The sequence below is a fragment of the Alkalilimnicola sp. S0819 genome, assembly GCF_009295635.1.
Taxonomy (GTDB): Bacteria; Pseudomonadota; Gammaproteobacteria; order Nitrococcales; family WHIW01; genus S0819.
The window spans coordinates 42,021-66,274 of record NZ_WHIW01000003.1; the positions used below are offsets into that span (position 1 = coordinate 42,021).

The window sequence follows — 24,254 nt, forward strand, 5'->3', positions numbered from 1 at the left end:
TTACTCCTTCGTCGGTTTCGCCGCCTTCTCGGGGCGCCAGGCCCGGCGCACGAAAGCCAGTGCCGCGATGACGGCGAGCAGCGCAAGGATCAGGGCCACATCCAGGGCGGCGGGCAATCTCAGCGCCATGCCCAGCAGCAAGGACACGGCAATGCCGGTGCTGCCGAACAACAGCGCGGCCAACATGCGGTCGGCGGCGGTGGGGCCGCGCCAGATGCGCCACAGCCCGGCGAGGATGTTGCCCTGGAGGAAAACGGCGAGCCCCAGCAGCAGCGTATCCATCAGCGCGGCTCTCGGGCGGCGCCGTATAGCCGGTGGGCGAGGGCGAGAATGTTGCCGCGGTTGTCCCGGGCGCGGTCCAGCACGTGCAACTTCAGCCCCCCCTCGGTGAAATCCGCTGCCAAGGTGCCCGGCAGCAGGGTGAGCAGGCCCGCCAGCACGACGCGTCGGGCGCCGGGCGCCTGGGGCAGTTTCACCTCCAGCAGTCCCGGGTTCAGGGGTGGGCCGGGGCTGAACGCCCGCCGCGCCACATCGAAGCCGGCGCGCAGGCTGGCGTAGGCGAACCAGGGCAGAAAGCGCAACAGGCGCCAACCGGAGGTTTGGGTATGTGCCGGTGTGTGGCCGGGGGGCAGCAGTGCCAGGCTCAGGCCCAGTGTGGCGCCCACCGCCATCATCCCGTAGGGCCAGTTGCCCGCCGGGGCGCCGCTCAGGGCGAACCAGAGCGGGGTGTACAGAGCGCCCCGGCGAATCAGGCAGTGCGCCAACTGGCTGCGAGGGCGGCGCCGGCCCCGGCTGTGCATCGGCATTATTGGGTTGGCTTTGTCAGCTTCTGGGGTAGCTCTTATCTATGGGTCCGGGCGGCGACGTACAAGCTTCCGGCCTTGGTCCGGGCTCTTGAAAACCCGCGCCGTACGGCTTAGCCTCGTCATGGATAGCCACCCCCCCTGGGGAGGGGTGGCAAGCACGGGAGGGATATCATGGAATTGCTCATCAAGGGCATGAGTTGCGGACACTGCGAGCGAGCTGTGGAAAAGGTGCCGGCGGCGCAGCCCGGGGTTCGCGCGGTGCAAGAGGTGAGCGCCTCCCGCGGTATAGCCCGCCTCGAGGGTGATGCGGCCCCCGAGGCCCTGGCCCATGCGCTGCGGGTGGAAGGCTACGAACTGGTGGCATCCCATGGCTAGGGCCGTAAACGCGGGGCACTGCGAGGGGCTGCGGCTGGACCCGGCTGTGCGCGAGGATGCCCGCCGGCGGTTGCTGTCGCTGAGAGGGCATGTGGATGGCATCCTGCGCATGCTCGACAACGAGCAGGTCTATTGCGTGGATGTGCTCAAGCAGGTCAAGGCTGTCAATGGCGCACTCAACCGGGTGGGAGAGCTGGTGCTGCGCAGCCATCTGCAGGAGCACGTCAGCACCGCCGCCCAACGCGGCGATACCCACCACCTGGTGGATGAGCTGATGGAATTGCTGAAATACCGATAGCGTGGTGGCTGAGATGGGCACAGAACTGGTGCTGGGCATAGACGGCATGAGCTGCGCGTCCTGCGTGCGGCGCGTAGAGCGTGCGCTGGAGCAGGCCAAGGGCGTGGAGCAGGCCAGCGTGAACCTGGCCGGCAATCGGGCGGATCTGCGCCTGGCCCGTGGGGCGATGCTGGAGCCGGTTCTGGGCGCGGTACGCGATGCGGGCTACGAACCGCGCATCGCGGAGGCGGTTTTTCAGGTGGAGGGCATGAGCTGCGCGTCTTGTGTGGGCCGTATCGAGAAGGCGCTGCTCACGCGGCCCGGGGTGGTCCGCGCCTCGGTCAACCTGGCGCTAGGCAAGGTGACGGTGGGTTACCTGTCCGACGCGCTGAGCCCCGGTCGCCTGCGTGATGCGATCCGCGAGGCCGGATACGAGAGCCACGCCGAGGAGGCCGCCCCGCCCGTCGGTGACTCCGAAGGGGCATCGCTGCGATACGCGCTGTTGGTGGCGGCGCTCTTCACGGTGCCGCTGTTCCTGGTCTCCATGGGCAAGATGCTCCCCGGGCTGGGTCCGTGGATGCATGGCCTGATGGACGCGCGTGGCTGGATGTGGCTGGAGCTGCTGCTGGTCACGCCGGTGCAATTCCATGCCGGCGCGCGCTTCTACCGTGGGGGCTGGACGGAGCTGCGCCATCTGAACCCGGGGATGAACAGCCTGGTCATGATCGGCGCCTCGGCGGCCTACTTCTATTCCCTCCTGGCGCTGCTGGCGCCCGGCCTGTTTCCCGCCGGCACGGCGGTGAGCTATTTCGAGGCGGCGGGGGTGATCATCACCCTGATTCTGCTCGGGCGCTATCTGGAACACATTGCCCGGGGCCGCACTTCCCAGGCCATACGCAAACTCATGGGGCTGCAGGCGCCCACCGCGCGGGTGCTGCGCGATGGCGAGGCGCGGGATGTGCCCGTCGAGGACGTGCTGCCCGGCGAGCGGGTGCAGGTGCGCCCGGGTGAGCGCGTGCCGCTGGATGGGGAGGTGCTCGAAGGCAGCTCCTGGGTGGACGAGTCCATGATCTCCGGCGAGCCGGTGCCGGTGGAGAAAGGCCCGGGTGCGGAGCTGGTGGGCGGGACCGTGAACAAGCACGGCAGTCTGCTGTTCCGGGTCAGCCGGGTAGGCGAGGACACGGTGCTCTCGCGGATCATCCGCATGGTGGAGAGCGCCCAGGCGGACAAGCCGCCGATCCAGTTGCTCGCCGATCGCATTGCCGGGGTGTTCGTGCCGGTGGCGGTGCTGGTGGCACTGCTGAGTTTCGTGGTCTGGTTGCTGCTCGGGCCCAGTCCGGCGCTGTCCTACGCCTTCGTCAGCGCCGTGTCCGTGTTGCTGATAGCCTGCCCCTGCGCCATGGGGCTGGCCACCCCCACCGCCATCATGGTGGGCACCGGCAAGGGGGCCGAGCAGGGTGTGCTGTTCCGCAAGGGCACGGCGCTGGAGCTGTTGGGTCAGGTGGACCGCGTGGTGTTGGACAAGACCGGCACCCTCACCGAAGGCCGCCCCGCGTTGACCGATTTTCGGGTGGTCGATGGCGAGGAGGATGAATTGCTGGCGCTGGTGGCGGCGGCGGAGTCCCTGAGCGAGCACCCGGTGGCGGAAGCCCTGGTCCGCGCCGCCCGGGAGCGTGGCCTGGACCTGCCCCCGGCGACGGATTTTCAGGCACGACCGGGCTTTGGTGTGCGCGCGACGGTGGCCGGGCAGCGGCTGGATATCGGCGCCGATCGGTATATGCGCGAGCTGGGGGTGGATATTTCGCCGCTGACGGCGGCGGCGGAGGATCTGGCCCGGCGTGCCCGTACCCCGCTGTACGTGGCGGTGGATGGGCGCTTGGGTGCCCTGATCGCCGTGGCCGACCCCCTCAAGCCCGGCAGCGTGGAAGCGCTGGAGCGCTTGCGCGAGCAGGGTGTGGAGCTTGCCATGCTCAGCGGCGACAACCGCCATACCGCCCAGGCCATCGCTGTGGAGCTGGGTATCAGCCGCGTGCTCGCCGAAGTGCTGCCGGAGCAGAAGGCCTCGGAGGTGAAGCGTCTGCAGGCCGAGGGCAAGCGGGTCGCCTTCGTCGGCGACGGCATCAATGACGCGCCCGCACTGGCGCAGGCGGACGTGGGCATTGCCATTGGCACCGGCACGGATATCGCCGTGGAAGCGGCCGATGTGGTGCTGATGCGGGGGGATCTGCGTGTGCTGGCCGCGGCCTTCCGCCTGTCCGCGCGCACCCGGCGCACCATCGTCGGCAACTTCGTCTGGGCCTACGGCTACAACGTGGCGCTGATCCCCGTGGCGGCCGGTGTGCTCTACCCCTTCACCGGCCTTCTGCTCAACCCCATGGTGGCGGCCGGCGCCATGAGCCTGTCCAGCATCTTCGTGCTGAGCAATTCCCTGCGCTTGCGCCGTGTGAAGCTGGCTGCGGAGACGCCCGGAACTTCCAGTCGCCAGATCGGTCGAACCGGCTCGTCCGCACCCATTTCTTGAGCAGCGCCCGCCAGCCGGTGGGATGTCGCGCCGGGCGCGACGGGGAGCCCTCTTGTGGGGCATAATGCGGCCCGCGTCATCACGCGGTAAGGCTAACCGCACCCGGCCCGGCGTCGCGGTGCTTTCGTGGAGGAACCCCTGGCAGTGCGCAGCCCCGGCCTCTGGACTCGGCTCCATCAGCTTGGTTCGCCCGAGCGATTCTATCGCCTGTGCGGGCAGCTCATGCCCTGGTTCGCGTTGCCCTGCGTGGCGCTGTTCGCGCTGGGGCTCTACGGTGGTCTGTTTTGGGCGCCGCCCGATTATCAGCAGGGTGAAAGCTACCGGATCATTTTCGTGCACGTGCCCGCGGCCTGGATGTCCATGTTCGTCTACGTGAACATGGCGCTGCTGGCCGGGGTGGGGCTGATCTGGCGGGTCAAGGCGGCGGAGATCCTGGCGCTGGCCAGCGCACCGCTGGGCGCCTGGTTCACCTTCCTGGCGCTGGTTACCGGCTCGCTCTGGGGGCGGCCCATGTGGGGCACCTGGTGGGAGTGGGATGCGCGGCTCACCTCCGAGCTGATTCTGCTGTTCCTGTATCTGGGCTACATCGCCCTGCACCATGCCTATGAAGACCCGCGCAAGGGCGCGCGGGCCAGTGCCGTGCTGGCCCTGGTGGGCGTGGTGAATGTGCCGATCATTCATTACTCGGTGGTCTGGTGGAACACCCTGCACCAGGGTGCCACGGTCACCAAGCTGGAGGCGCCCAGCATCCACTGGAGCATGCTGCTGCCGCTGCTCGCCATGGCGCTGGCCTTCATGTGCTACTACGGCTGGGTGCTGCTGATGCGCGCGCGGGCCGAGATGCTGTGGCGGGAGCGCAAGGCGCGCTGGGTAAGGGAGCGGCTGCGTTCATGAACTGGCAGGAATTCTTCGCGATGGGCGGCTATGCCGTCTATGTCTGGCCCTCCTACGGGCTGAGCCTGGCGGTGCTGCTGGGCAACTGGTGGCTGGCGCGTCAGCGGGCGCGGCGGCTTTGGTCGGAACTGGCCCGCAAGGAGCGGGCAAGGAGCGGGGCATGACCCGGCGCGGACGGCGCATGGCGCTGGTGGGGCTGTTGTTGCTGGCGGTGAGTGGCGCCGCGGCGCTGGCCTTCACCGCTTTTCAGAAGAACATGACCTTTTTCTTCAGCCCCACCCAGGTGGCGGACGGCGAGGCGCCGCTGGGCTATCCCTTCCGGCTGGGCGGCCTGGTGGCCGACGGCAGCGTGCAGCGCGGGGATGATCTGCGGGTGGCTTTCGCCATCAGCGATGGCAACCGGAGCATTCCGGTGAGCTACACCGGCATACTTCCGGATCTGTTCCGCGAAGGGCAGGGCGTGGTGGCCCGTGGCCGACTGGTGGAGGGCCGTTTCCAGGCCGAGGAAGTGCTCGCCAAGCATGATGAGAATTACATGCCGCCGGAGGTGGCCGAGGCCCTGGCGCAGGGCAAGAAGCTGGCCAATCCTCACGCCGGGCAGGCGGCGCAATGATTCCGGAGCTTGGACACCTGGCGTTGATCCTCGCCCTGGTGCTGGCGGGCTTTCAGACCGTGCTGCCGCTGGCGGGCGCCGTGCGCGGCCGGGCCGACTGGATGGCCAGCGGCGCCGCGCTCGCCCGGGGCCACACGCTGTTTCTGTTCCTCGCCTACCTGGCGCTGACCTGGGCCTTTCTGCAGGATGATTTCTCGGTCGCCTACGTGGCGCAGAACTCCAACACGGCGCTGCCCTGGTACTACCAGATCGCCGCCGTGTGGGGCGCCCACGAGGGCTCGCTGCTGCTGTGGGTGCTGATCCTGGCCGCCTGGGGCGCGGCGGTGTCGTTCTTCTCGCGCAGTCTGCCCCGGGTGTTCGCCGCTCGAGTGCTGGGCGTGCTGGGGCTGGTGAGCGTGGGCTTTCTGCTGTTCACCATTCTCACCTCCAACCCCTTCGCCCGCCTGCTGCCGGCGCCCGCCGAGGGGCGCGATCTCAACCCGCTGTTGCAGGATCCGGGCCTGATCGCCCATCCGCCTCTGCTCTACATGGGCTACGTGGGTTTCTCGGTGGCCTTCGCCTTCGCCGTGGCGGCGCTGCTGGGCGGGCGGCTGGACGCCACCTGGGCGCGCTGGTCCCGCCCCTGGACCACCGTCGCCTGGCTGTTTCTCACCGCCGGTATTTCCCTCGGCAGCTGGTGGGCCTATAACGAGCTGGGCTGGGGCGGCTGGTGGTTCTGGGACCCGGTGGAGAACGCCTCTTTCATGCCGTGGCTGGTGGGCACCGCGCTGATGCACTCCCTGGCGGTGACCGAGAAGCGCGGCGCTTTCCGCAGCTGGACCGTGCTGCTCGCCATCTTCGCCTTCGCGCTGAGCCTGCTGGGTACCTTCCTGGTGCGCTCGGGGGTGTTGACCTCGGTGCACTCCTTCGCCAGCGACCCCGAGCGGGGTGTGTTCATCCTGCTGCTGCTGATGCTGGTGATCGGCGGGTCCCTGCTGCTGTACGCCTGGCGCGCGCCGCGGGTGAGCGTGGGGGCGGATTTCCAGATGGTCTCCCGAGAGACCGCGCTGCTGCTCAACAATGTCTTGCTGACGGTGGCGGCGGCCACGGTGCTTATCGGCACCTTGTATCCGCTGTTCATGGACGCCCTGGGCATGGGCAAGATCTCGGTAGGCCCGCCGTATTTCGAATCCGTGTTCGTGCCGCTGATGATTCCGCTGGTGCTGCTGCTGGGCGTGGGGCCGTTGCTGCGCTGGAAGGGCGATCGGCTGTCGCGCCTCGGCCTGGCTTTCGGCATCGCGGCCTTGCTCGCGGTACTCATCGGCGTACTGGTGGCGGCCTGGTGGGTGCCCGGCGGGCTGGCCAGCGCCCTCGGGGTGGCGCTGGCGCTGTGGATCACGGTGAGCTCCCTGCAGTCGCTCTGGGAGCGGGTGCGCAACAAGCGTCGGCCGCTGCGGGCGCTGGCGGGTATTCCCGCGGGTATCTGGGGGATGGTGCTGGCCCATCTGGGCATGGCGATGTTCATCGTCGGTGTCACCCTGGTGAGTAATCTGGAGCTGGAGCGTGATGTGCGCCTGGCGCCCGGCGAGAGCGTGACCCTGGCCGGCTACGATTACCGTTTCGACGGGGTGAGCCGGGTGGAAGGCCCGAACTACACCGCCCGCCGCGGGCATGTGATGGTCAGCCGCGACGGCGAGCACATCGCCGAGCTGTGGCCTGAGAAGCGTACCTACCGGGTGCAGCAAAGCCCCATGACCGATGCCGCCATCGACGTGGGTGTGTTTCGGGATCTGTACGTGGCCTTGGGTGAGCCCCTGGGCGAGCAGGGTGCCTGGAGCCTGCGGGTGCACTACAAGCCTTTCGTGCGCTGGATCTGGGGCGGCACCGTGCTGATGGTGCTGGGCGGCATCTTCGCCGCGGCGGATCGGCGCTACCGGCGCACCCGGGCCGTCCGAGGCGCGGAGGGCGGGGCATGAGGCGGTTTCTGATTCCCTTGACCGTGTTCCTGCTGCTCGTCGTTCTGCTCGGCATCGGGCTGGGGCTGCGGCCCAACGAAGTGCCCTCGCCGCTGATCGGCAAACCGGCGCCGGCCTTCGAGGCGCCGCGGCTGCACCGGCCCGAGGCGCGGATCAGCCACGCGGATCTGCGCGGGCGGGTCAGCGTGGTCAATGTCTGGGCCAGCTGGTGCGTGGCCTGTCGCGACGAGCACCCGCTGCTGGTGGAGCTGGCGCAACGGGTCGACGCGCCGGTCTATGGGCTGAACTACAAGGACCAGCGCGAGGATGCTCTGCGCTGGCTGGCCCGCTTCGGAGATCATTACCAGGCCATCATCTACGACCCGCAAGGCGGGATCGGGCTGGACTGGGGGGTCTACGGCGTGCCGGAAACCTTCATCCTCGATCACCGGGGCCTGATCCGTCACAAGCACATCGGCGCCATCGACCGCGAGGCGTTGGAAGAGGAGATCATCCCCCGTATTCGCGCGCTGCAGGAGCAGGCCAATGGTTAAGCGGCGTCTGCTCGGGTTCCTGATACTGCTGACGCTCCTGTTCGGCCTGCCCGCCGTGGCGGTGGAGAGTTTCGAGGACCCCGCCCAACAGCAGCGCTACCGGGAGATCGCCGGCCAGTTGCGCTGCCTGGTGTGTCAGGGCGAGAGCATCATGGAGTCCAACGCGGAACTGGCCCAGGACCTGCGGGCGCGGGTCGCGCAGATGATGCGCGAGGGGCGCAGTGATGAGGAAATCATCCGTTTCATGACCGATCGCTACGGGGATTACGTGTTGTTCCGCCCGCCGATGCGCCCGGGCACCTTGCTGCTCTGGTTCGGGCCGTTTCTGTTGTTGTTCATCGGCGTGTTCGTACTGTTGCGCACGCTGCGCCGCCGGGCCGCGGCCGTGGAACTGAGCGATGCGCAACGCCGGCGGGCCCGTGAGCTACTCGACGGAAAGCAGGATCTATGAATATCAGTTTCTGGACCGCCGGTGCCTCCTTGCTGCTGTTGGCCCTGGCTTTCGTGCTGCTGCCCCTGGTGCGCGGTCGGCGTCGGGCGCTGAGCGGAGTCAGCGAGGCGCGCAGCAATCTGGCAGTGCTTCGTCGGCGCATGGCCGAGCTGCGCGGGGAGCTGGAGCGGGGCGAGCTGGACGAGGCCGCCCATGCCGAGGCCCTGGCCGAACTGGAACGTCAGGTCATCGAGCAGACCGACCAGGTGAGCTGGGCGCAGCGCAGCGGCAGTTTCCGGGGCGCGGTGTTGCTGGCCTTGCTGGTGCCCTTGATCGCGGTGCCGGTTTACCTGGGCCTGGGCAACCAGCAGGCGCTGGAGGTGGAAGCGGAGCTTGCCCGTATACAGCAGGAGCGAGAGAGCCAGGTGGCTTTCATCCGCGATAATCTGTCGCGTCTGGAGCAGCGCCTGGCGCAGAACCCCGAGGACGGCGAAGCCTGGTTGATGTTGGGCCGCTCTTACGCCGTGGTGGGGCGCCCCGCGGACGCCGCCGAGGCCTATGCGCGCGCTCGGGAACGGCTGGGCGAGCAGCCGGCGCTATTGCGCGCGGAGGCCGAGGCGCGTGGACGCGTGGGTGGCGAGGCGCAGCTCCGCCAGGCGCTGGCGCTCACCGATCAGGCCCTGCGCCTGCAGCCCGGCGATCCGCAGACCCTGTGGCTTGCCGGTCGTCTTGCCGTGGAGCTGGGCGAGAATCCGGCCGCCGGCGTCTACTGGCGGGCGCTGCGCGACGCCTTGCCGCCGAACAGCACCGGGCGCGGGGAAGTGGATCGTCTGCTGGCGGAATTGGGCGAAGAGGCAGCCACCGCCTCCGAGCCGGTGAGTCTGCGGGTGAGCGTGAGTGCCGATCCGGCCCTGGTGAAAGCCTTACCCGAGGATACCGTGTTGTTCGTGTATGCCCGGGGCGAGCAGGCCGGCCCGCCCCTGGCGGCGGTACGCCGCCGGCTCGGCGATCTGCCGCTGACGCTGGCCCTGAGCGACGCCGATGCCATGCTGCCGGGGCACAGCCTTGCCACAGCGGACGTGGTGCGCGTGGAAGCGCGTCTCAGTCCCTCGGGGGAGGCCACGCCCCGCGCCGGAGACCCGGTGGCGCGCAGTGCGCCGCTAAACCCTCGCACCCGCCAGGGAACCGTGGAGCTGCGTATCGAACGCCGGGTCAGTCCAGACTGATCCGCAGGCCCGCCGCCACCGCCAAGGGCGCCAGCGCCAGGCTGGCCAGCGCCATCGCCGCCAGTAGATAAAGCTGGCCGCTGACGTCGATGCCCGCGGCGGCCGCGTCCACGGCCCCCGCGGCGAAGATCAGCAAGGGCACGTACAGCGGCAGGATCAGCAACGAGAGCAACACGCCGCCCCGGCGCAGCCCCACGGTCAGCGCCACCCCGATCGCCCCCAGCGCGCTCAGCACCGGTGTGCCCAGCAGCAGGCTCAGCAGCAACACCCTCCAGGCCTCGCTGGGCAACCGCAGCATCATCGCCAGCAGCGGCGAGGCCAGCGCCAGGGGCAGCCCGGTCACCAGCCAGTGGGCGAGGATCTTCGCCAGCACCAGCAGGCTCAGGGGTTGGGGGCTGAGCAGCAGCTGCTCCAGGCTGCCGTCCTCGTAGTCGGAGCGGAAGATCGGGTCCAGCGAGAGCAGGCTCACCAATAGTGCCGCCACCCACAGTACCCCCGGGGCGATGCTCTGCAGCAGCTGCGGCCCCGCGCCCAGCGCCAGTGGAAACAGGCTGATGATGATCAGAAAGAAGATCAGCGGGTTGGCCAGTTCGCCCTTGTCGCGCAGGGCGAGCTGCAGGTCACGGCGCAGCAGGGCGAGGAAGCTGTCGATCATGCCGGCCCCCCCAGGCGCAGCTGCTGCAGCGGCAGGCTCGCCCGCGGCCGCTGGTGGGAACTGATCACCGCCAGCCCGCCCCCGGTCAGATGCTCGCCGAGCAGGCTGTCCACCAGGGCCATGCCTTCGCTGTCCAGCGCCGTGTAGGGCTCGTCCAGCAGCCATAGCGGCGCGCCCCGCAGCAGCAGCCGGGCCAGTGCCAGCCTGCGCCGCTGACCGGCGGAATAGCTGCGCACCGGCAGCTGCTCGCGTCCGGCCAGGCCCACCCGCGCCAAGGCCGCGCCAATCCCGCGGCGCTGGCCGTAGAGCCGGGCGAAAAAGCGCAGATTCTCCTCGCCGCTGAGTTCCGCCTTGAGCCCGGCGCTGTGGCCCAGCCAGGCGAGGTTGTCCCGGTACTGGGCCATCCGCCCGCGCAGGTTCCGCCCTTGCCAGCGCAGTTCGCCGCTTTCCGCTTCGCTCAGGCCCGCGAGTATACGCAGCAGGCTGGTCTTGCCCGAGCCGTTCGGGCCTTCCAGCAGCAGGCAATGGCCGGGGGTCAGGGTGAAGTCCAGATCGACGAACAATTGCTTGTCGCCGCGCAGACATTCCAGCTGTCGGGCTTCGAGCACCGGGCAGGCCTTGTTTCAGCGCCAAAGAAGGCGCCTATCTTACATGAAGCGGCCCAGATTGATCTGCTGCAGCGGGCCCAGCGGGGTGCTGTCGGTGCTGCTGCGGTTGATCCGCGGGGTGCCGCCCCAGAGCTTGTAGACCACCCGCTCCTCGTGCACCACGATCAGTGCCTTGAAGTTCCAGCCGCTGTGCACCACGTGACGGCGAAAGCTCATGATGTCCAGCAGCAGATTGCCCGAGCGCTGATCCACGGCGTGGGCAGGGCTCGCCTCGTAGGCATAGCAGCGATCCTTGGCGGCCAGGCAGCGACGCAGTGCCGGGGCCAGATCCTCCAGGGCGATGGCGTCATTGGGCATGAACATTCCCAGCAGGTCCAGATAACTGAGGATGCGGATATTGGCCCCTCCGTAGGGGTCGTAGCCCAGCTCGCGCAGTTCCGCGGTGGTGGTGTGGGAGGGGCGTATGCGGTCGTAGGCGCTCTTCGCTTCCTCGAAGCTCTGCCAGGGGGAGTCCACCGTCTGCTCGCTGCGGGGCAGCACGTGGTGCGTGGCGCAGCCGGTCAGCGAGCCGAACAGCAGGAGCAGGACCAAATGGCCGGCGCGGTAACAACGCAGCTTTGTGGCGGCTACCATGCGTTCTCCTTGGGGCTTTGCGAGGCGGCCGGATACGCCTGTTGATATTCGCCGGGGTGTGTCCGGGCCAGGGGCCGGTGCCTCTCTGTAAGCGGTCTTGGTTGCGGGCCCAAAAGCTTTCAAGCCTGTGCGGGGCGCCGAGTCCCAGTGTCGCCAAATGCCGCCGGATGTGCTCCTTGCAGGGGGGCAACTCGCCACATGTTGCGCTCGGGGATCTTCTGCCCTAGCATTAAAACGAACGTATGAACATGAGGCTCCGAAACGCCGTGGCCGATCAATCCGACACCAAGGAACGCATACTCGATGCCGCCGAAGGGCTGTTCGCGGAGCTCGGCTTCGCACGCACTTCCATGCGGCGCATCACCGCCGAGGCCGACGTGAACCTGGCGGCGGTGAACTATCACTTCGGTTCCAAGGAAGGCTTGATCAAGGCGGTGTTCTCCCGGCGTCTGGAACCGCTGAACGCTGAACGTCTGCGCCGACTGGCGGCGCTGGAGCTCGCCGGCAACCCCACCCTGGAGCAGCTACTGGAGGCCTTCATCGCGCCCAACCTGGAACTGGCCGGTAGTCACGATGTAGTAGGAGATCGCTTCGTGAAGCTGGTCGGGCGCAGCTACACCGAGCACACCCGGGTGCTGCAGGAGCATGTGCGGGCGGTGAACGCCCGGGCGGCCAGCGCCTTCAAGGAAGCCTTCCAGCGGGTATTGCCGGATCTGCCGCGCGAGGAGCTCACCTGGCGACTACATTTTCTGGTGGGGGCGGTGGCCTACAGCATGGTGGGGCCCGATGTGGCACGCCTGATGGCGGGCTCGCCCCTGTCGGAGACCGCCAATGCCCAGGCCCTGATCGCGCGACTGGTTCCCTTTCTGGCGGCGGGCATGCGTGCGCCGCTGCCGCGGCATCGATAACACCGCCCGAGGCGGAGGAGGACGAGGATGAGCACCCTGATCGCATGGCTCGTGCTGATCATTGGCGGCCTGGCCCTGATGTACATCGGCGTGCCGCTGTTGGTGTGGAGCGCCGCGCTGGCGCTGTACTTCGTTGCGCTGCTGGCCACCGGCACCATCGGCTGGCTGGGATTCGGCATCGCCGTGCTGCTGCTGGCCCCGCCCCTGCTGCTGTTGAATGTGCCGCAATGGCGCCGCCAGTTGGTCAGCGCGCGGCTCTTCGGGCCCTTCCGCAAGGCCCTGCCGCCCATGAGTGACACCGAGCGCGAGGCCCTGGAAGCGGGGGATACCTGGTGGGAATCGGATCTGTTCCGCGGCAAGCCGGACTGGCACAAGCTGCTGGAGGAAACCCCCTACACCCGTCTCTCGGCCGAAGAGCGCAGCTTTATCGACAATGAGGTGGAGGAGCTCTGCGCCATGCTGGACGAGGACAGCATCGTGCGCGAGGACCACGACCTGCCGCCCAAGGTCTGGGAGTTCATCAAGGAAAAGGGTTTCTTCAGCCTGATCATTCCGAAGGAGTACGGCGGCAAGCGCTTCTCCTCGCTCGCCCAGTCCACCATCGTGGCGAAGATCGCCAGCCGCAGCATTTCCGCCGCGGTCACCGTGATGGTGCCCAACTCCCTGGGGCCGGGTGAGCTGCTGATGCACTACGGCACCGAGGAGCAGAAGCAGTACTGGCTGCCGCGCCTGGCCGATGGCCGGGAGGTGCCCTGTTTCGCGCTCACCGGCCCCGATGTGGGCTCCGATGCCGGCTCCATGCCCGACTACGGCGTGGTCTGCAAGGGCCTGCACGAGGGTGAGGAAGTGCTGGGCGTGCGCCTGAACTTCACCAAGCGCTACATCACCCTCGCGCCGGTGGCCACGGTGCTGGGTCTGGCCTTCAAGCTGCATGACCCGGACGGCCTGATGGGCGACAAGGAAGAGCTGGGCATCACCTGCGCGTTGATTCCCGCCAACCATCCCGGGGTGGAGATCGGCACCCGCCACTTCCCCATGGGGCTCGCCTTCATGAACGGCCCAATCCGCGGCCAGGACGTGTTCATCCCGCTGGACTGGATCATCGGCGGTCCCCGTATGGCCGGTCGCGGCTGGCGCATGCTGGTGGAATGCCTGTCCGTCGGCCGAGCGATCTCCCTGCCGGCGCTGGGCACCGCCGCGGGCAAGGTCAGCTACCGCATGACCGGCGCCTATGCGCGCATCCGCCGCCAGTTCAAGCTGCCCATCGGCAAGTTCGAGGGCGTGCAGGAGGCCATGGCTCGTATCGGCGGCATGACCTACCGGCTGGAAGCGAGCCGGGTGCTTACCGCCAGCGCCGGTGATCTGGGGGTCAAGCCCTCGGTGGTCTCGGCCATTGCCAAATACCACATGACCGAGATGATGCGCACCACCCTGAACGACGCCATGGACATCCACGGCGGCCGAGCGATCATCTACGGCGAGCGCAACTACCTGGGCTACGGCTATCAGGCGATTCCCGTGGGGATCACCGTGGAGGGGGCGAACATCCTCACTCGCAACCTGATGATCTTCGGCCAGGGTGCGATCCGCTGTCATCCCTATGTCTTCCCCGAGATGGAGGCCGCCCGGCGCAATGATCTCACGGCTTTCGACAAGCTGCTGTTCAGCCACATCGGCTATTCCGTGAACCGCGGCACTCGCAGCCTGCTGCTGGGCCTGACCGCCGGGCGTCTGGCCCGCGCCCCGGCGAGCGGCCCCACCGCGGGCTACTACCGCCAGCTGGAGCGCATGAGCTCGGCGCTGGCCTTCGTCAGCGACGTGGCCATGGGTGTGCTGGGCGGTGATCTCAAGCGCAAGGAGCGGCTCTCCGCGCGCTTGGGTGATGTGCTCAGCCACCTGTACCTGGCCTCGGCGGTGCTCAAGTTCCATCACCAGGCGGGCGAGCCGGCGGACGAGCGGGCCTATGTGGCCTGGGCGGTGGAGGACAGCCTCTATCAGATCTGGCGGGCCTTCGACGAGTTCTTCCAGAACTTCCCCAACCGCCTGATCGCGGGCTTCCTGCGCGCGCTGGTGTTCCCTCTGGGCCGGCCCTATAAACCGGTGCGGGACCGTATCGGCCAGCAGGTGGCGGAAGCCATGATGCAAAGCGGTGGGGTGCGAGATCGCATCACCGCCGAGAGTTACTGGGGCCGTGACGCCGATGACGTCACCGGGCGCATGGAACGCACCTTCACGCTGCTGGAACAGGTCGAACCGCTGTACAACCGCTTCAACAAGGCGGTGGCCAAGGGCCAGGTGGAAGGTCTGGAGTTCGAGCAGCGCCTGGAGGATGCCCTGCGACAGGGCCTGATCAAGGCCGAGGAAGCCGAGCAGCTGCGCGAGTACGAGGCGGCGCGTTACGACGCGATCATCACCGATGCCTTCGAGCCCGAGCAGTTGGCCCCGAAGAACTTCAAGGCGAAGGGCGCGCACCAGGCCGCCTGAGGTAGGGAGAAGCACATGAACGAGTTGCTTGCCGTGCGACGGGCGGCAGTACTGGGGGCCGGCGTGATGGGCGCGCAGATCGCCGCCCATCTGGTCAACGCCGGCATCGACACCCTGCTCTTCGAGCTGCCGGGGGAGGGCGCCGACCCCAGCGCCCCGGCCCGCAAGGCCATAGCCGGCTTGCGCAAGCTCGAACCCAGCCCGCTGGCGGAGCCGGCGGTGGCGGAGCGGCTGTGTGCGGCCAATTACGACACGGATCTTGCCCGGCTGGCGGATTGTGATCTGGTCATCGAGGCCATCGCCGAGCGGCTGGAACTGAAGGAAGCCCTGTACCGCCGCATCGCCCCCCACCTGGACGAGGGCGCGGTGCTCGCCAGCAACACCTCGGGGCTCTCCATCGAGGCCCTGGCGGACAGCCTGCCGGAACCGCTTCGACCCCGTTTTTGCGGGGTGCATTTCTTCAACCCGCCGCGCTACATGCACCTGGTGGAGCTGATTCCCGCCGACGCCACCGATGCGGCCTTGCTGGATCGGCTGGAAGCTTTCCTGGTCAGTGGCCTGGGCAAGGGGGTGATCCGCGCCAAGGACACGCCCAACTTCATCGCCAACCGTATTGGCGTGTTTTCGCTCTTGGCCGCCATGCATCACGCCGAGGTGCTGGGGATCAGCCCCGACGTGGTGGACAAGCTCACCGGCCCGGCCATAGGCCGCGCCAAGAGCGCGACCTGGCGCACCGCCGATGTGGTGGGCCTGGACACCCTGGCCCATGTGGTGGACGGCTCCGCGGCGCGCCTTACCGGCGACCCCTGGCATGCCTACCTGCGCCTGCCCGAGTGGCTGCACCAGCGCATCCAGGCCGGCGCCCTGGGGCAGAAGACTCGCGCCGGCGTATATCGCAAGGACAAACGCGCCGGGATCCTGGTCTGGGACCCCCGCGCCGGTGATTACCGCCCGGCCGAGGGCCAGGTGGACGAGCAGGTGCAGGCTTTGCTGGCCATCCGCGACCCGGCTGAACGGCTGGGCGAGTTGCGCCGCCACGAGCACCCCCAGGCCCAATTCCTGTGGGCCATCCACCGGGATCTGTTCCATTACGCCGCCGTGCTCCTCGCGGACATTGCCGAGACCGCCCGGGACGTGGACCTGGCCATGCGCTGGGGCTTTGGCTGGCATCAGGGCCCCTTCGAGATCTGGCAGGCCGCCGGTTGGGCCGCGGTACGCGAGGCGCTGCAGGCCGAGATCGCCGCCGGCGAGACCTTGTCGTTCGCTCCCTTGCCCGATTGGGTGGAACGGTTGGACGCCGTCCACGGCCCACAGGGCTCCTACAGCCCCGCGCTCGCCAAGCCGGTGCCCCAGCGAGAGCTGCCGGTATACCGCCGCCAGCGGGTGCGTCCCGGTGTGCTGGGCGAGTTCCGGCCCCCGGCCGGCGAGACCGCCTGGGAGAGCGAAGCCGTGCGGCTTTGGAGCCTGGATGGCGAGATCGGCATCCTCAGCTTCAAGACAGCCATGCACACGGTGAGCGATGGTGTGCTGAAGGGCACCCTGGAGGCCGTCGCCATCGCCGAGCAGCGTTTCCCTGCCCTGGTGATCTGGCAGGACAGCGAACCCTTCAGCGTGGGGGCGAATCTGAAGGAAGTGGCGAGCGAACTCGAACAGGGCCACTTTGAAGCCCTGGAGCAGGTGGTGGAGCGCTTCCAGCAGGCCACCGGCGCCCTGCGACGCGCGCGCATCCCGGTGGTCGCCGGCCTGCGGGGCATGGCCCTGGGCGGTGGCTGCGAGTACCTGATGCACTGTGATCGGGTGGTGGCGGCGCTGGAGAGCTACGTGGGGCTGGTGGAAGTGGGCGTGGGGCTCATTCCCGCCGGAGGCGGTTGCAAGGAAATGGCCCTGCGGGCGGCCCGACAGGCGCCCGATGGCGATGTGCAGCCCTATATCCAGAAGGCTTTCGAGTTCCTGGCCCGGGGCCAGGTGGCGAAAAGCGCGGTACAGGCCCAGCGGGCCGGCTTGTTGCGGGAGTCGGACCTGGTGGTGATGAATCCGGACGAGGTGCTGCACGTGGCCCTGTGGCAAGCCCGGGCCCTGGCGGAAGCAGGCTATCGCCCCCCGGCGGAAGACCCGGTGCCGGTGGCCGGCCGCGATGTGCTGGCGAGCCTGCGCACCGCGCTGGTGAATATGCACGCGGGCGGTTTCATCAGCGACTACGACTACCGGGTGGGCTCGGCGGTGGCCGAGGCCCTGTGCGGCGGCGAGCTGGATGCGGGTACACCGGTCAGCCAGCAATATCTGCTGGATCTGGAACGACGGCTGTTCGTCGCCTTGCTGCGCGAGGAGAAGACTCAGCAGCGCATCGTCCACATGCTGAAAACCGGCAAGCCGCTGCGCAACTGATCAGGGAGCAGGACCATGAGCGAGAGTCCGCAGGAAGTCTATATCGTCAGCAGTGTGCGCACGCCCGTGGGCAAGGCGCCGCGCGGGGTGTTCAGCCGCACCCGGCCCGATGATCTGCTGGCCCATGTGCTGCGCGAGGCGCTGGCCCGCTGCCCCGGGCTGGACCCTATCCAGGTGGGCGATGTGATCGTCGGCTGCGCCATGCCCGAGGCCGAGCAGGGCCTGAACGTGGCGCGTATCGCCGGGTTGCTGGCGGGCTTGCCCGAGAGTGTACCGGGCATGACCATCAACCGTTTCTGCTCCTCGGGCGTGCAGTCCATCGCCCTGGCCGCGGACCGCATCCGCCTGGGTGAAGCGGATGTGATGCTCGCCGGTGGCACCGAGAGCATGAGCGCGGTGCCCATGATGGGCCACAAGCCGCGTTTCAACCCGGCGATTCTCGCCGGCGACGAGCATCTGGGCATTGCCTACGGCATGGGCATCACCGCTGAAAACGTCGCCCGGCGCTGGCGGGTTTCGCGGGAGGACCAGGACGCCTTCGCCCTGCGCAGCCACCAGCGGGCGGCGCGGGCCATAGCCGCCGGTGCCTTTGGCGATGAAATCGCGCCCTACACCGTGCACCGGCATCTGCCCGATGGCGGCGGCCGGGTGCGGGTGGCGGAGCAGCCGGTGGACACCGACGAGGGCGTGCGCCCGGATGCCAGCCTGGAGGGCCTGGCCGGCCTGCGTCCGGTGTTCGCCGCCGGCGGCAGTGTCACCGCCGGCAATAGTTCGCAGATGAGCGATGGCGCCGGGGCCGCGGTGTTGATGAGCGAGCGCATGGTGCGCGAACTGGGCCTGCAGCCCCTGGCGCGCTTCGTCAGTTTCGCCGTGGCCGGCGTGGCGCCGGAGGTAATGGGCATCGGGCCGGTGGCGGCCATACCGCTCGCCCTGGAGCGTGCCGGCATCGAGCGCGATCAGCTGGACTGGATAGAGCTCAACGAGGCCTTCGCCGCCCAGGCCCTGGCGGTGATCCGCGAGCTGGATCTGGACCCGGACAAGGTCAACCCCCAGGGTGGCGCCATTGCCCTGGGCCACCCCCTGGGGGCCACCGGCGCGGTGCGTAGCGCCACCCTGCTGCATGGCCTGCGGCGCACCGGTGGACGATACGGTATGGTGACCATGTGCATAGGCACGGGCATGGGCGCCGCCGCCGTGTTCGAGCGGATGTAGAAGTGGCCAGGCTCCGCTGCGGCGGAATGGAGAAGAACAATGTCCAGGTTCTTGACACTGTTGTGCCTGCTATTGGTATCGATGACGGCGCTGGCCGAGCGAGACGTGGCCGGCGTGCGCTTCGCCGACCGGACCAGCGTCGGCAACGCGCCGTTGCTCCTCAACGGCGCGGGCCTGCGTACCCGGTTCATGTTCAAGGTCTATGCCGCGGGGCTTTATCTGCCTGCCCGCAGCGCCGAGCCCGAGGCGGTGATCGCCATGCCCGGCGCCAAGCGCCTGGAGATCCACGCGCTGCGCGATCTGAAGGCCTCGCAGCTCACCGAGGCGCTGCAGGACGGCCTGGCGGCGAACCACAGCGAACAGGAGCTCGCTCGACTGCAGCCGCGGGTGAATCAGCTCTTTGCGCTGTTTACCGACGCGGAGAAGGGCGCGGAGCTGGTGCTGGAGTATTGGCCGGAGGACGGCACCCGGGTGATCGCCAACGGCGAACTGGGTGGGGTGATCGAAGGGGCGGATTTCTTCTCGGCGCTGCTGCGCATCTGGCTTGGGGAGAAGCCCGCGCAGGGTCGCCTCAAGGAAGCGCTGCTGGGGCTTTCGGAGTAGGCCGGCGGGATCTGCAGCGCCCGGGCCCTCTTTCGGGTCAGACGCCGTTGTTATCCGACTCCAGGGCTTGCAGCCGTGCCCGGAAGGCTTCGGGCATGCTGGCCGGGCGGCGACTGGCGTAGTCGAAAAACACCAGGCCGGTCTTCACCCGCGCCACTTCCCGTGGCGGCTCATCCGCGCTTTCCACCCGATAGAACAGATCGCAGCCGTAGCGGTTGTAGTCATCCGCGCCGATGTGAATGCGCAATGTCTCGCCGAAGAAGGCCTCGGAGCGATACACCAGCACCGCATCGGCGATGATGATCCCCAGCCCCTCCACGTCCAGTTCGCTGTAGCCCTGCGCGCTCATGAAACGCGCCCGCGCCTCGTGGATCAGCCCGAGCAGGGCGTCATTGCCCAGATGCCCGCCGTAATTGATGTCGGTGACTCGCACCCGAAGCTCTGTGCTCCAGGGTAACTGCGCCGGCAGCTCCAGCTTCACCCGCGCCATGGCTCAGCCGCCCCCGTGCTCGCGTTGCAGGGCCGCCGCCAGGGTGTCCACCGACACCACCCCGGGGAAACTCCGCCCCGCCACCACCAGGGTGGGCACGCCGCTGAGCTGCAGGGCCTGGGCGCCTTCCACATGGCGCAACAGCTTCTGCAGATACTCGGGCCCGGACCACGCCTGTTCCGCCAGGTCTTCCACGCCGTGCTCCCGGGCGATGCTCATCAGCACCTCGGGGTCGCCGATATTGCGCTGCTCCACGAAATACGCGTGGAACAGCGCGTTGTGCAGGGCCAGAAATTGCGTGGGGCGCTGCTCCAGCACCGCCTGGGCCATCAACAGGGCGCGGCGGGAATTGGTGGTGAAGGACCTGGGCGCGCTGGGCAGACCTTCCTCGGCGAGCAGCGTGTCCAGCTGCTGGTTCATCCGCTGCCACTGCTCGGCGCTGTAGCCCAGCTCCTCCAGCGGGCGGCCGCCCGCGGGATTGTCCGGGTGGATCTCCAGGAAACGCCACTCCACTGCCAGGGGCCAGTCGCTGCCCAGGCGCTGCAGGCGGTGGCTGCCCACATAGCAGAAGGGGCAGATGTAGTCGAAGAAGAAGCTGACGGTGGTGGGCTCGGAATGCGCGCTACTCATGGAAATACTCAGGACAGGCGGTTGTAGCCGTTGATGGCGGCCACCCGGTAGGCCTCGGCCATGGTCGGGTAGTTGAAGGTGGTGTTGATGAAGTACATCAGGTTATTGGCCTCGCCGGGCTGCGACATGATGGCCTGGCCGATGTGGACGATCTCCGAGGCCTGGTCGCCGAAGCAGTGGATGCCCAGGATCTCCAGGGTGTCTATGTGGAACAGCAGCTTGAGCATGCCGGTGGTCTGGCCGGTGATCTGCGCGCGGGCCAGGTCCTGGAAGAAGGCGTGGCCCACTTCGTAGGGTACCTTGGCCTCGGTAAGCTCTTGCTCGGTGCGACCCACGGAGCTGATTTCGGGAATGGTGTAAATGCCGGTGGGGATGTCCTTCACCAGACGATGATCGGATTCGCCGTGCAGGATATGGCCGGCGGCGAGCCGCCCCTGGTCATAGGCGGCGCTGGCGAGGCTGGGGTAGCCGATCACATCACCCACCGCGTATATGTGCGGCTGGGCAGTCTGGTAGCACGCGTTTACCGCCAGCTGGCCACGGCCGTCGGGCTCTATGCCCAGGGCTTCCAGCCCCATGTCCTGAGTGTTGCCGGTGCGCCCGATCGCCCAGAGCAGCACTTCGTTCTTCACCCGCTTGCCCGACTCCAGTTGCAGCACCACGCCATCGTCGAGGGCCTCCACCCGGGTGTGGGACTCATTGTGGCGGATCAGCACGCCCAGTTCCCGCAGGTGGTAGCTGAGCGCATCGGAGATCTCGTCGTCCAGGAAGGTGAGCAGGCGCTCGCGGGTGTTGATCAGGTCAACCTTGGCTCCCAGCCCGCGGAAGATGGAGGCGTATTCGCTGCCGATCACGCCGGCCCCATAGATGGTGATGGAGCGGGGTGTATGGGAAAGGTTCAGAATAGTGTCGCTGTCGAACACCGCCGGGTGCTCGAAATCCACGTCGTCCGGGCGATAGGGGCGGGAACCGGTGGCGATGAGAAAGTGATCGGCGCTGTAGCGCTGCCGGCGCCCGTCCTTTTGCACCAGTTCCACCGTGTGGGCATCGATGAAGCGGGCGCGGCCCTGCAGCACGGGGATGCTGTTGCGGGCGTAGTAGCGGCTGCGGCGTTCCACTTGCTGGCCGATGACGCGTTCGGTGCTGCGCATGAGTTGGGGGAAGGTCAGCGCCTTGGGCTCGCTGATATCCCGGTAAAGGGGGTTGGAGTTGAATTCCATCATGCGCTTCACGTTGTGGCGCAGCGCCTTGGAGGGGATGGTGCCCCAGTGGGTGCAGCCGCCGCCGACCATGCGGTAAAGCTCGACCATGGCGACCTTGCGACCCGCTTTGGACAGTTTCATGGCAGCCCCCTCGCCGCCCGGGCCGCTGCCGATGACCAGCGTGTCGAAATGCCTGTTGTTCATAGCGCTGAGGGTATCCTTGGTCTTGTACGATGCCGTCGTCAGTATACCTGCATGAGCCTGGCGTATTAACGGCCCGCCGGGGCGAGGCGAGTTTTCGTCACGCCATCAGCTGGCCCAGCGCCAGGTTGCCCTGCTGCAGGAAGTGGCGGAAGGCTTCGAAGCTGTCCCGATCCAGCGCCCGTCCGCCCTGTCGGCAGTCCGCGTAGATCAGCCCTATCCCCTTGCCCCGCACCCGCAGCGCGCCGAGAAAGAAATCCTGGGCCAGGCGCTCGGCCAGCGCCTGTGGCACGGCGTCCTCCCCCCCGGGGCCGTACCAGCGGCCTTGGCCGTCGGCGAGGGTTTCCCGCAGCAGGGCGCAGTCTGGCTCCGCCAGTCGAAAGCGCAGGCTCTCCTCCAGGGTATCGTTGCGCACGCCCAAGGCGTATTTCAGGCGCAGTTCCCGCCGATCCGTGGAGAGCACCAGCAGTACCGTGCGATCCATGGCGATGCCGCGGTAGATGCCCTCCATGATCATGTCCAGTACGGTCTGCACATCGGGCTTCTGCTCCAGCACCGCGGAGAGCTCCCGCAGGATCTTCAGCTGCAGAATGGGCGCCGGTCGGCGCGGACCGCTGTCCGGCTCCTGCTGCTGGCGCGCGGTTTCGCTGCCCATTTCGTCGAAGCGCATGCCGAAGGCCTCGGCGGCGCGGTTGAGCTCGGTCCGGGAGCGTTCCAGGAAGTCCTTGGTCTGGGCGAGGCTGCGTTGCGTGAACCTGGCGATTTCCTGGGTCACCTGGCTGACCATCGCCGAGCTCCAGCCGTTCTGGCGCACCGCGCGCTCCAGGCGATGCCCCAGGCACACGCTGCCGGGCCGCCCGCGCAGCGGCGTGTCGGGCGAGGCACGCAGCGCCTCTTCCAGCACGCTGCCCAGGTGCCATTGGCGGGCAAGGCCCAGGCTGAGCTCCCGCAGCTCGAAACCCAGGGCCTGCTTCTGGGCGCTGCCCGGGGGCTCACCGTCCGCGAGTCGGCGCTCCAGTTCCTAGGCCTCCTGATCTCCGGCATAGGCCCAGAAGGCGATCTCGCCCAAGCGGTAGAGCAGGGCGGCGATGAAGATCTCCTCGGGCGCCTCGTCCCCCGCCTGTTGGGCGATGAGCTTGGCCTGCACGGCGGCGTAGACGGATTGGCGCATCAGCCCCACCAGATGGCTGCGGGCCTCGCCGTTGAGGAAGGTGTCGATGAGGATCTGCGACAGGCCTATGCCGCGCACGGTATCGAACCCCAGCATCACCACGGCGCGGCTGATGGTATTGATCTCGCGACCGCTGCGGTTGTAGTGAGCGCTGTTGGCGATGCGCAGCACCCCGGAAGTCATGGAGGCATCACGCAGCACCACCGCCGCCAGGTCATTGGCCGAGGCCCCCGTGTCGGTGGAGATGTTGCACAGCTGCTGCACCGTGTTGTTGAGCACGGGCATGTCACGCTCGTTGAGACGATGCATCCAGCGGGCGAGGGAGGTATCGGTGCTTTGCTCGGCGGGCAGCATCTAGCCGGTGCTCTTGTAGCGAATGATGGGCCCTACGGTATACCGCGGCGGCGGCGCTGCAAAGGGTGTGGGCAACGCCTTCAGGGCGTGGTGGCGTCCGCGCTGTGCAACAGGCGCAGCGCGTTCAGGGCTCGTTGATCCGAGGCCTTTTCCCAGTCGGTGAGCGTCTCGATCTCCAGCACCACCCGGCGATTGGCGGCCAGGTCCAGCGGCCGTGGTCCGGTCTTGGCGGGCATGGCCTCGCCGTGGGCACGTATCTGGATGCGCGCCGGGTGCAGCCCCAGCTTCACCAGATAGTCCCGCGCCTCGCGGGCGCGCTGTAACGACAGACGCCGGTTGTGGGCCACGCTGCCGCGTACGTCCGCATGACCGCTGATCAGCACCCGGTCCCAGGCAGAGCGATGCAGCAACTCCTGCGCAATCTCTTCCAGACGCTCCATGGCGGGGCGGTCAAGACCGGCGTTGTCGGTGGCGAAGTACAGCCGGGGCGGTTCCTGGTCGGTGATGCGCGGCGGGGGCTCGTAGGCCCGCAGGAGGTTGGCGTGGCCGCCATAGCCCTCGGGCGAGGCGGCCACGAGGCGCCTCACGCAACGATCGAAGGCCATGGAGGCCTGGCGGAAATACACCGGCGAGAGGCTTACCTGCACCGCGCCGCGGCGGAACCAGTCGGCGAACCGCAGGGCCGGCCGGCGGCCCTGCTCCAGGGCGGTGAACAGCTGGCGGGAGATGTAGTGGTTGAACAGGAAAGCGTCCCGCTCGCCCCGGTAGCGCACCTTGCGCACCAACTGCTCCGGCTCGCTGCGCCAGTGCGGCGCGGTCAGGTGCAGCTCGGCGGTGCCGTCGGTGGCGGCCGGCCAGTCCACGAGCAGCCGTAGATGGAACTCCAGCGCCTGGTTGACGCTGAAGAGCGCCACGCCGAAGCGCGGAATGGGGTGCGAGAGATAGCAGCTGCCCGCGTCCGCCTTGTGCAGCCATTCACTCTGATCCAGCGCGGCCAGGTAATGCCGTTGGCCGGCGATGGTCGGACTGGAGAGCAAGAGCAATGTGAGCAGCAATAGGGCGCGCATGCTTAAGGTATCGGCGGGGAA

General features: G+C 68.0%; 26 protein-coding genes. 15 read left to right on the forward strand and 11 right to left on the reverse strand.

Going from position 1 to position 24,254, the window contains the following annotated elements:
* Together GBG68_RS03195 and GBG68_RS03200 are read right to left on the reverse strand one after the other, a co-directional pair.
* Positions 1-282, reverse strand: coding sequence for a monovalent cation/H+ antiporter complex subunit F (locus GBG68_RS03195; RefSeq protein ID WP_152145067.1), 282 nt, complete (start codon positions 280-282; stop codon positions 1-3).
* A complete protein-coding gene (locus tag GBG68_RS03200) occupies positions 282-806 on the reverse strand; it encodes a Na+/H+ antiporter subunit E (RefSeq protein ID WP_152145069.1) in 525 nt (174 codons plus the stop codon). Before GBG68_RS03200 ends, GBG68_RS03195 begins: the two co-directional genes overlap by 1 nt.
* A 171-nt stretch (positions 807-977) precedes the next feature.
* Here GBG68_RS03200 and GBG68_RS03205 point away from each other — a divergent pair, with 171 nt between their 5' ends.
* The 10 genes from GBG68_RS03205 to ccmI all read left to right on the forward strand — a co-directional run bounded on the left by GBG68_RS03205 (position 978) and on the right by ccmI (position 9,630).
* Positions 978-1,181, forward strand: coding sequence for a heavy-metal-associated domain-containing protein (locus GBG68_RS03205; RefSeq protein ID WP_152145071.1), 204 nt, complete (start codon positions 978-980; stop codon positions 1,179-1,181).
* Positions 1,174-1,479, forward strand: a complete 306-nt coding sequence (locus GBG68_RS03210; RefSeq protein WP_152145073.1) for a metal-sensitive transcriptional regulator — start codon at positions 1,174-1,176, stop codon at positions 1,477-1,479. The genes GBG68_RS03205 and GBG68_RS03210 overlap by 8 nt, the downstream gene beginning before the upstream one ends.
* Positions 1,480-1,492: 13 nt before the next feature.
* Positions 1,493-3,979, forward strand: a complete 2,487-nt coding sequence (locus GBG68_RS03215) for a heavy metal translocating P-type ATPase (RefSeq protein ID WP_152145075.1) — start codon at positions 1,493-1,495, stop codon at positions 3,977-3,979.
* A gap of 144 nt (positions 3,980-4,123) precedes the next feature.
* Positions 4,124-4,873: a heme ABC transporter permease gene (locus GBG68_RS03220; RefSeq protein WP_413463306.1), complete on the forward strand. Its 750-nt coding sequence runs from the start codon at positions 4,124-4,126 to the stop codon at positions 4,871-4,873.
* Positions 4,870-5,037: a heme exporter protein CcmD gene (gene ccmD, locus GBG68_RS03225; RefSeq protein WP_152145077.1), complete on the forward strand. Its 168-nt coding sequence runs from the start codon at positions 4,870-4,872 to the stop codon at positions 5,035-5,037. The genes GBG68_RS03220 and ccmD overlap by 4 nt, the downstream gene beginning before the upstream one ends.
* Entirely contained in the window at positions 5,034-5,486 is a 453-nt protein-coding gene (gene ccmE / locus GBG68_RS03230; protein ID WP_152145079.1) for a cytochrome c maturation protein CcmE, read from the forward strand. The genes ccmD and ccmE overlap by 4 nt, the downstream gene beginning before the upstream one ends.
* A complete protein-coding gene (locus tag GBG68_RS03235; RefSeq protein ID WP_152145081.1) occupies positions 5,483-7,441 on the forward strand; it encodes a heme lyase CcmF/NrfE family subunit in 1,959 nt (652 codons plus the stop codon). The genes ccmE and GBG68_RS03235 overlap by 4 nt, the downstream gene beginning before the upstream one ends.
* Positions 7,438-7,974: a DsbE family thiol:disulfide interchange protein gene (locus tag GBG68_RS03240; RefSeq protein ID WP_152145083.1), complete on the forward strand. Its 537-nt coding sequence runs from the start codon at positions 7,438-7,440 to the stop codon at positions 7,972-7,974. Before GBG68_RS03235 ends, GBG68_RS03240 begins: the two co-directional genes overlap by 4 nt.
* Positions 7,967-8,425: a cytochrome c-type biogenesis protein CcmH gene (locus tag GBG68_RS03245; protein WP_152145086.1), complete on the forward strand. Its 459-nt coding sequence runs from the start codon at positions 7,967-7,969 to the stop codon at positions 8,423-8,425. Before GBG68_RS03240 ends, GBG68_RS03245 begins: the two co-directional genes overlap by 8 nt.
* Entirely contained in the window at positions 8,422-9,630 is a 1,209-nt protein-coding gene (gene ccmI / locus GBG68_RS03250; protein WP_152145088.1) for a c-type cytochrome biogenesis protein CcmI, read from the forward strand. Before GBG68_RS03245 ends, ccmI begins: the two co-directional genes overlap by 4 nt.
* Here the strand turns inward: ccmI and ccmB are convergent.
* The 3 genes from ccmB to GBG68_RS03265 are packed head-to-tail and all read right to left on the reverse strand — an operon-like array spanning position 9,617 to position 11,526.
* Positions 9,617-10,282 carry a heme exporter protein CcmB gene (gene ccmB / locus GBG68_RS03255; protein ID WP_413463308.1) on the reverse strand — a complete coding sequence of 222 codons (666 nt, stop codon included), beginning with the start codon at positions 10,280-10,282 and terminating at the stop codon, positions 9,617-9,619. The two genes, ccmI and ccmB, sit on opposite strands and share 14 nt — an antisense overlap.
* A complete protein-coding gene (gene ccmA / locus GBG68_RS03260) occupies positions 10,282-10,893 on the reverse strand; it encodes a cytochrome c biogenesis heme-transporting ATPase CcmA (protein ID WP_152145092.1) in 612 nt (203 codons plus the stop codon). The genes ccmB and ccmA overlap by 1 nt, the downstream gene beginning before the upstream one ends.
* A 39-nt stretch (positions 10,894-10,932) precedes the next feature.
* A complete protein-coding gene (locus tag GBG68_RS03265) occupies positions 10,933-11,526 on the reverse strand; it encodes a hypothetical protein (protein WP_152145094.1) in 594 nt (197 codons plus the stop codon).
* A 248-nt stretch (positions 11,527-11,774) separates the two neighbouring features.
* Between GBG68_RS03265 and GBG68_RS03270 the strand changes: the two genes are divergently transcribed.
* From GBG68_RS03270 to GBG68_RS03290, 5 genes are read left to right on the forward strand one after another with little or no spacing between them, the layout of a single operon-like run.
* Entirely contained in the window at positions 11,775-12,434 is a 660-nt protein-coding gene (locus GBG68_RS03270) for a TetR/AcrR family transcriptional regulator (protein WP_193222199.1), read from the forward strand.
* A 27-nt stretch (positions 12,435-12,461) separates the two neighbouring features.
* Positions 12,462-14,918, forward strand: a complete 2,457-nt coding sequence (locus GBG68_RS03275; RefSeq protein WP_152145098.1) for an acyl-CoA dehydrogenase — start codon at positions 12,462-12,464, stop codon at positions 14,916-14,918.
* A 15-nt stretch (positions 14,919-14,933) separates the two neighbouring features.
* Entirely contained in the window at positions 14,934-17,303 is a 2,370-nt protein-coding gene (locus GBG68_RS03280) for a 3-hydroxyacyl-CoA dehydrogenase/enoyl-CoA hydratase family protein (RefSeq protein WP_152145101.1), read from the forward strand.
* Between the two features lie 15 nt (positions 17,304-17,318).
* Positions 17,319-18,515, forward strand: coding sequence for an acetyl-CoA C-acyltransferase (locus GBG68_RS03285; protein ID WP_152145103.1), 1,197 nt, complete (start codon positions 17,319-17,321; stop codon positions 18,513-18,515).
* Between the two features lie 39 nt (positions 18,516-18,554).
* Entirely contained in the window at positions 18,555-19,118 is a 564-nt protein-coding gene (locus GBG68_RS03290; protein ID WP_226801592.1) for a chalcone isomerase family protein, read from the forward strand.
* Between the two features lie 37 nt (positions 19,119-19,155).
* On the opposite strand, the gene GBG68_RS03295 is transcribed toward GBG68_RS03290, so the two are convergent.
* From GBG68_RS03295 to GBG68_RS03320, 6 genes are all read right to left on the reverse strand, one after another.
* On the reverse strand, positions 19,156-19,608 hold the full coding sequence (locus GBG68_RS03295; protein WP_152145106.1) for a thioesterase family protein: 453 nt from the start codon (positions 19,606-19,608) through the stop codon (positions 19,156-19,158).
* 3 nt (positions 19,609-19,611) lie between these two features.
* Positions 19,612-20,238, reverse strand: coding sequence for a DsbA family protein (locus tag GBG68_RS03300; protein WP_152145108.1), 627 nt, complete (start codon positions 20,236-20,238; stop codon positions 19,612-19,614).
* An 8-nt stretch (positions 20,239-20,246) separates the two neighbouring features.
* Positions 20,247-21,644 (reverse strand): Si-specific NAD(P)(+) transhydrogenase, encoded by a 1,398-nt coding sequence (gene sthA, locus GBG68_RS03305; protein ID WP_152145111.1) that lies wholly within the window; start codon positions 21,642-21,644, stop codon positions 20,247-20,249.
* Between the two features lie 97 nt (positions 21,645-21,741).
* Positions 21,742-22,545, reverse strand: a complete 804-nt coding sequence (locus GBG68_RS03310; protein WP_152145113.1) for a hypothetical protein — start codon at positions 22,543-22,545, stop codon at positions 21,742-21,744.
* A 117-nt stretch (positions 22,546-22,662) separates the two neighbouring features.
* Positions 22,663-23,166, reverse strand: coding sequence for an HDOD domain-containing protein (locus tag GBG68_RS03315; protein WP_152145116.1), 504 nt, complete (start codon positions 23,164-23,166; stop codon positions 22,663-22,665).
* Positions 23,167-23,246: 80 nt separating this feature from the next.
* Positions 23,247-24,233, reverse strand: a complete 987-nt coding sequence (locus GBG68_RS03320) for an OmpA family protein (protein WP_193222200.1) — start codon at positions 24,231-24,233, stop codon at positions 23,247-23,249.
* Positions 24,234-24,254: the final 21 nt, after the last annotated feature.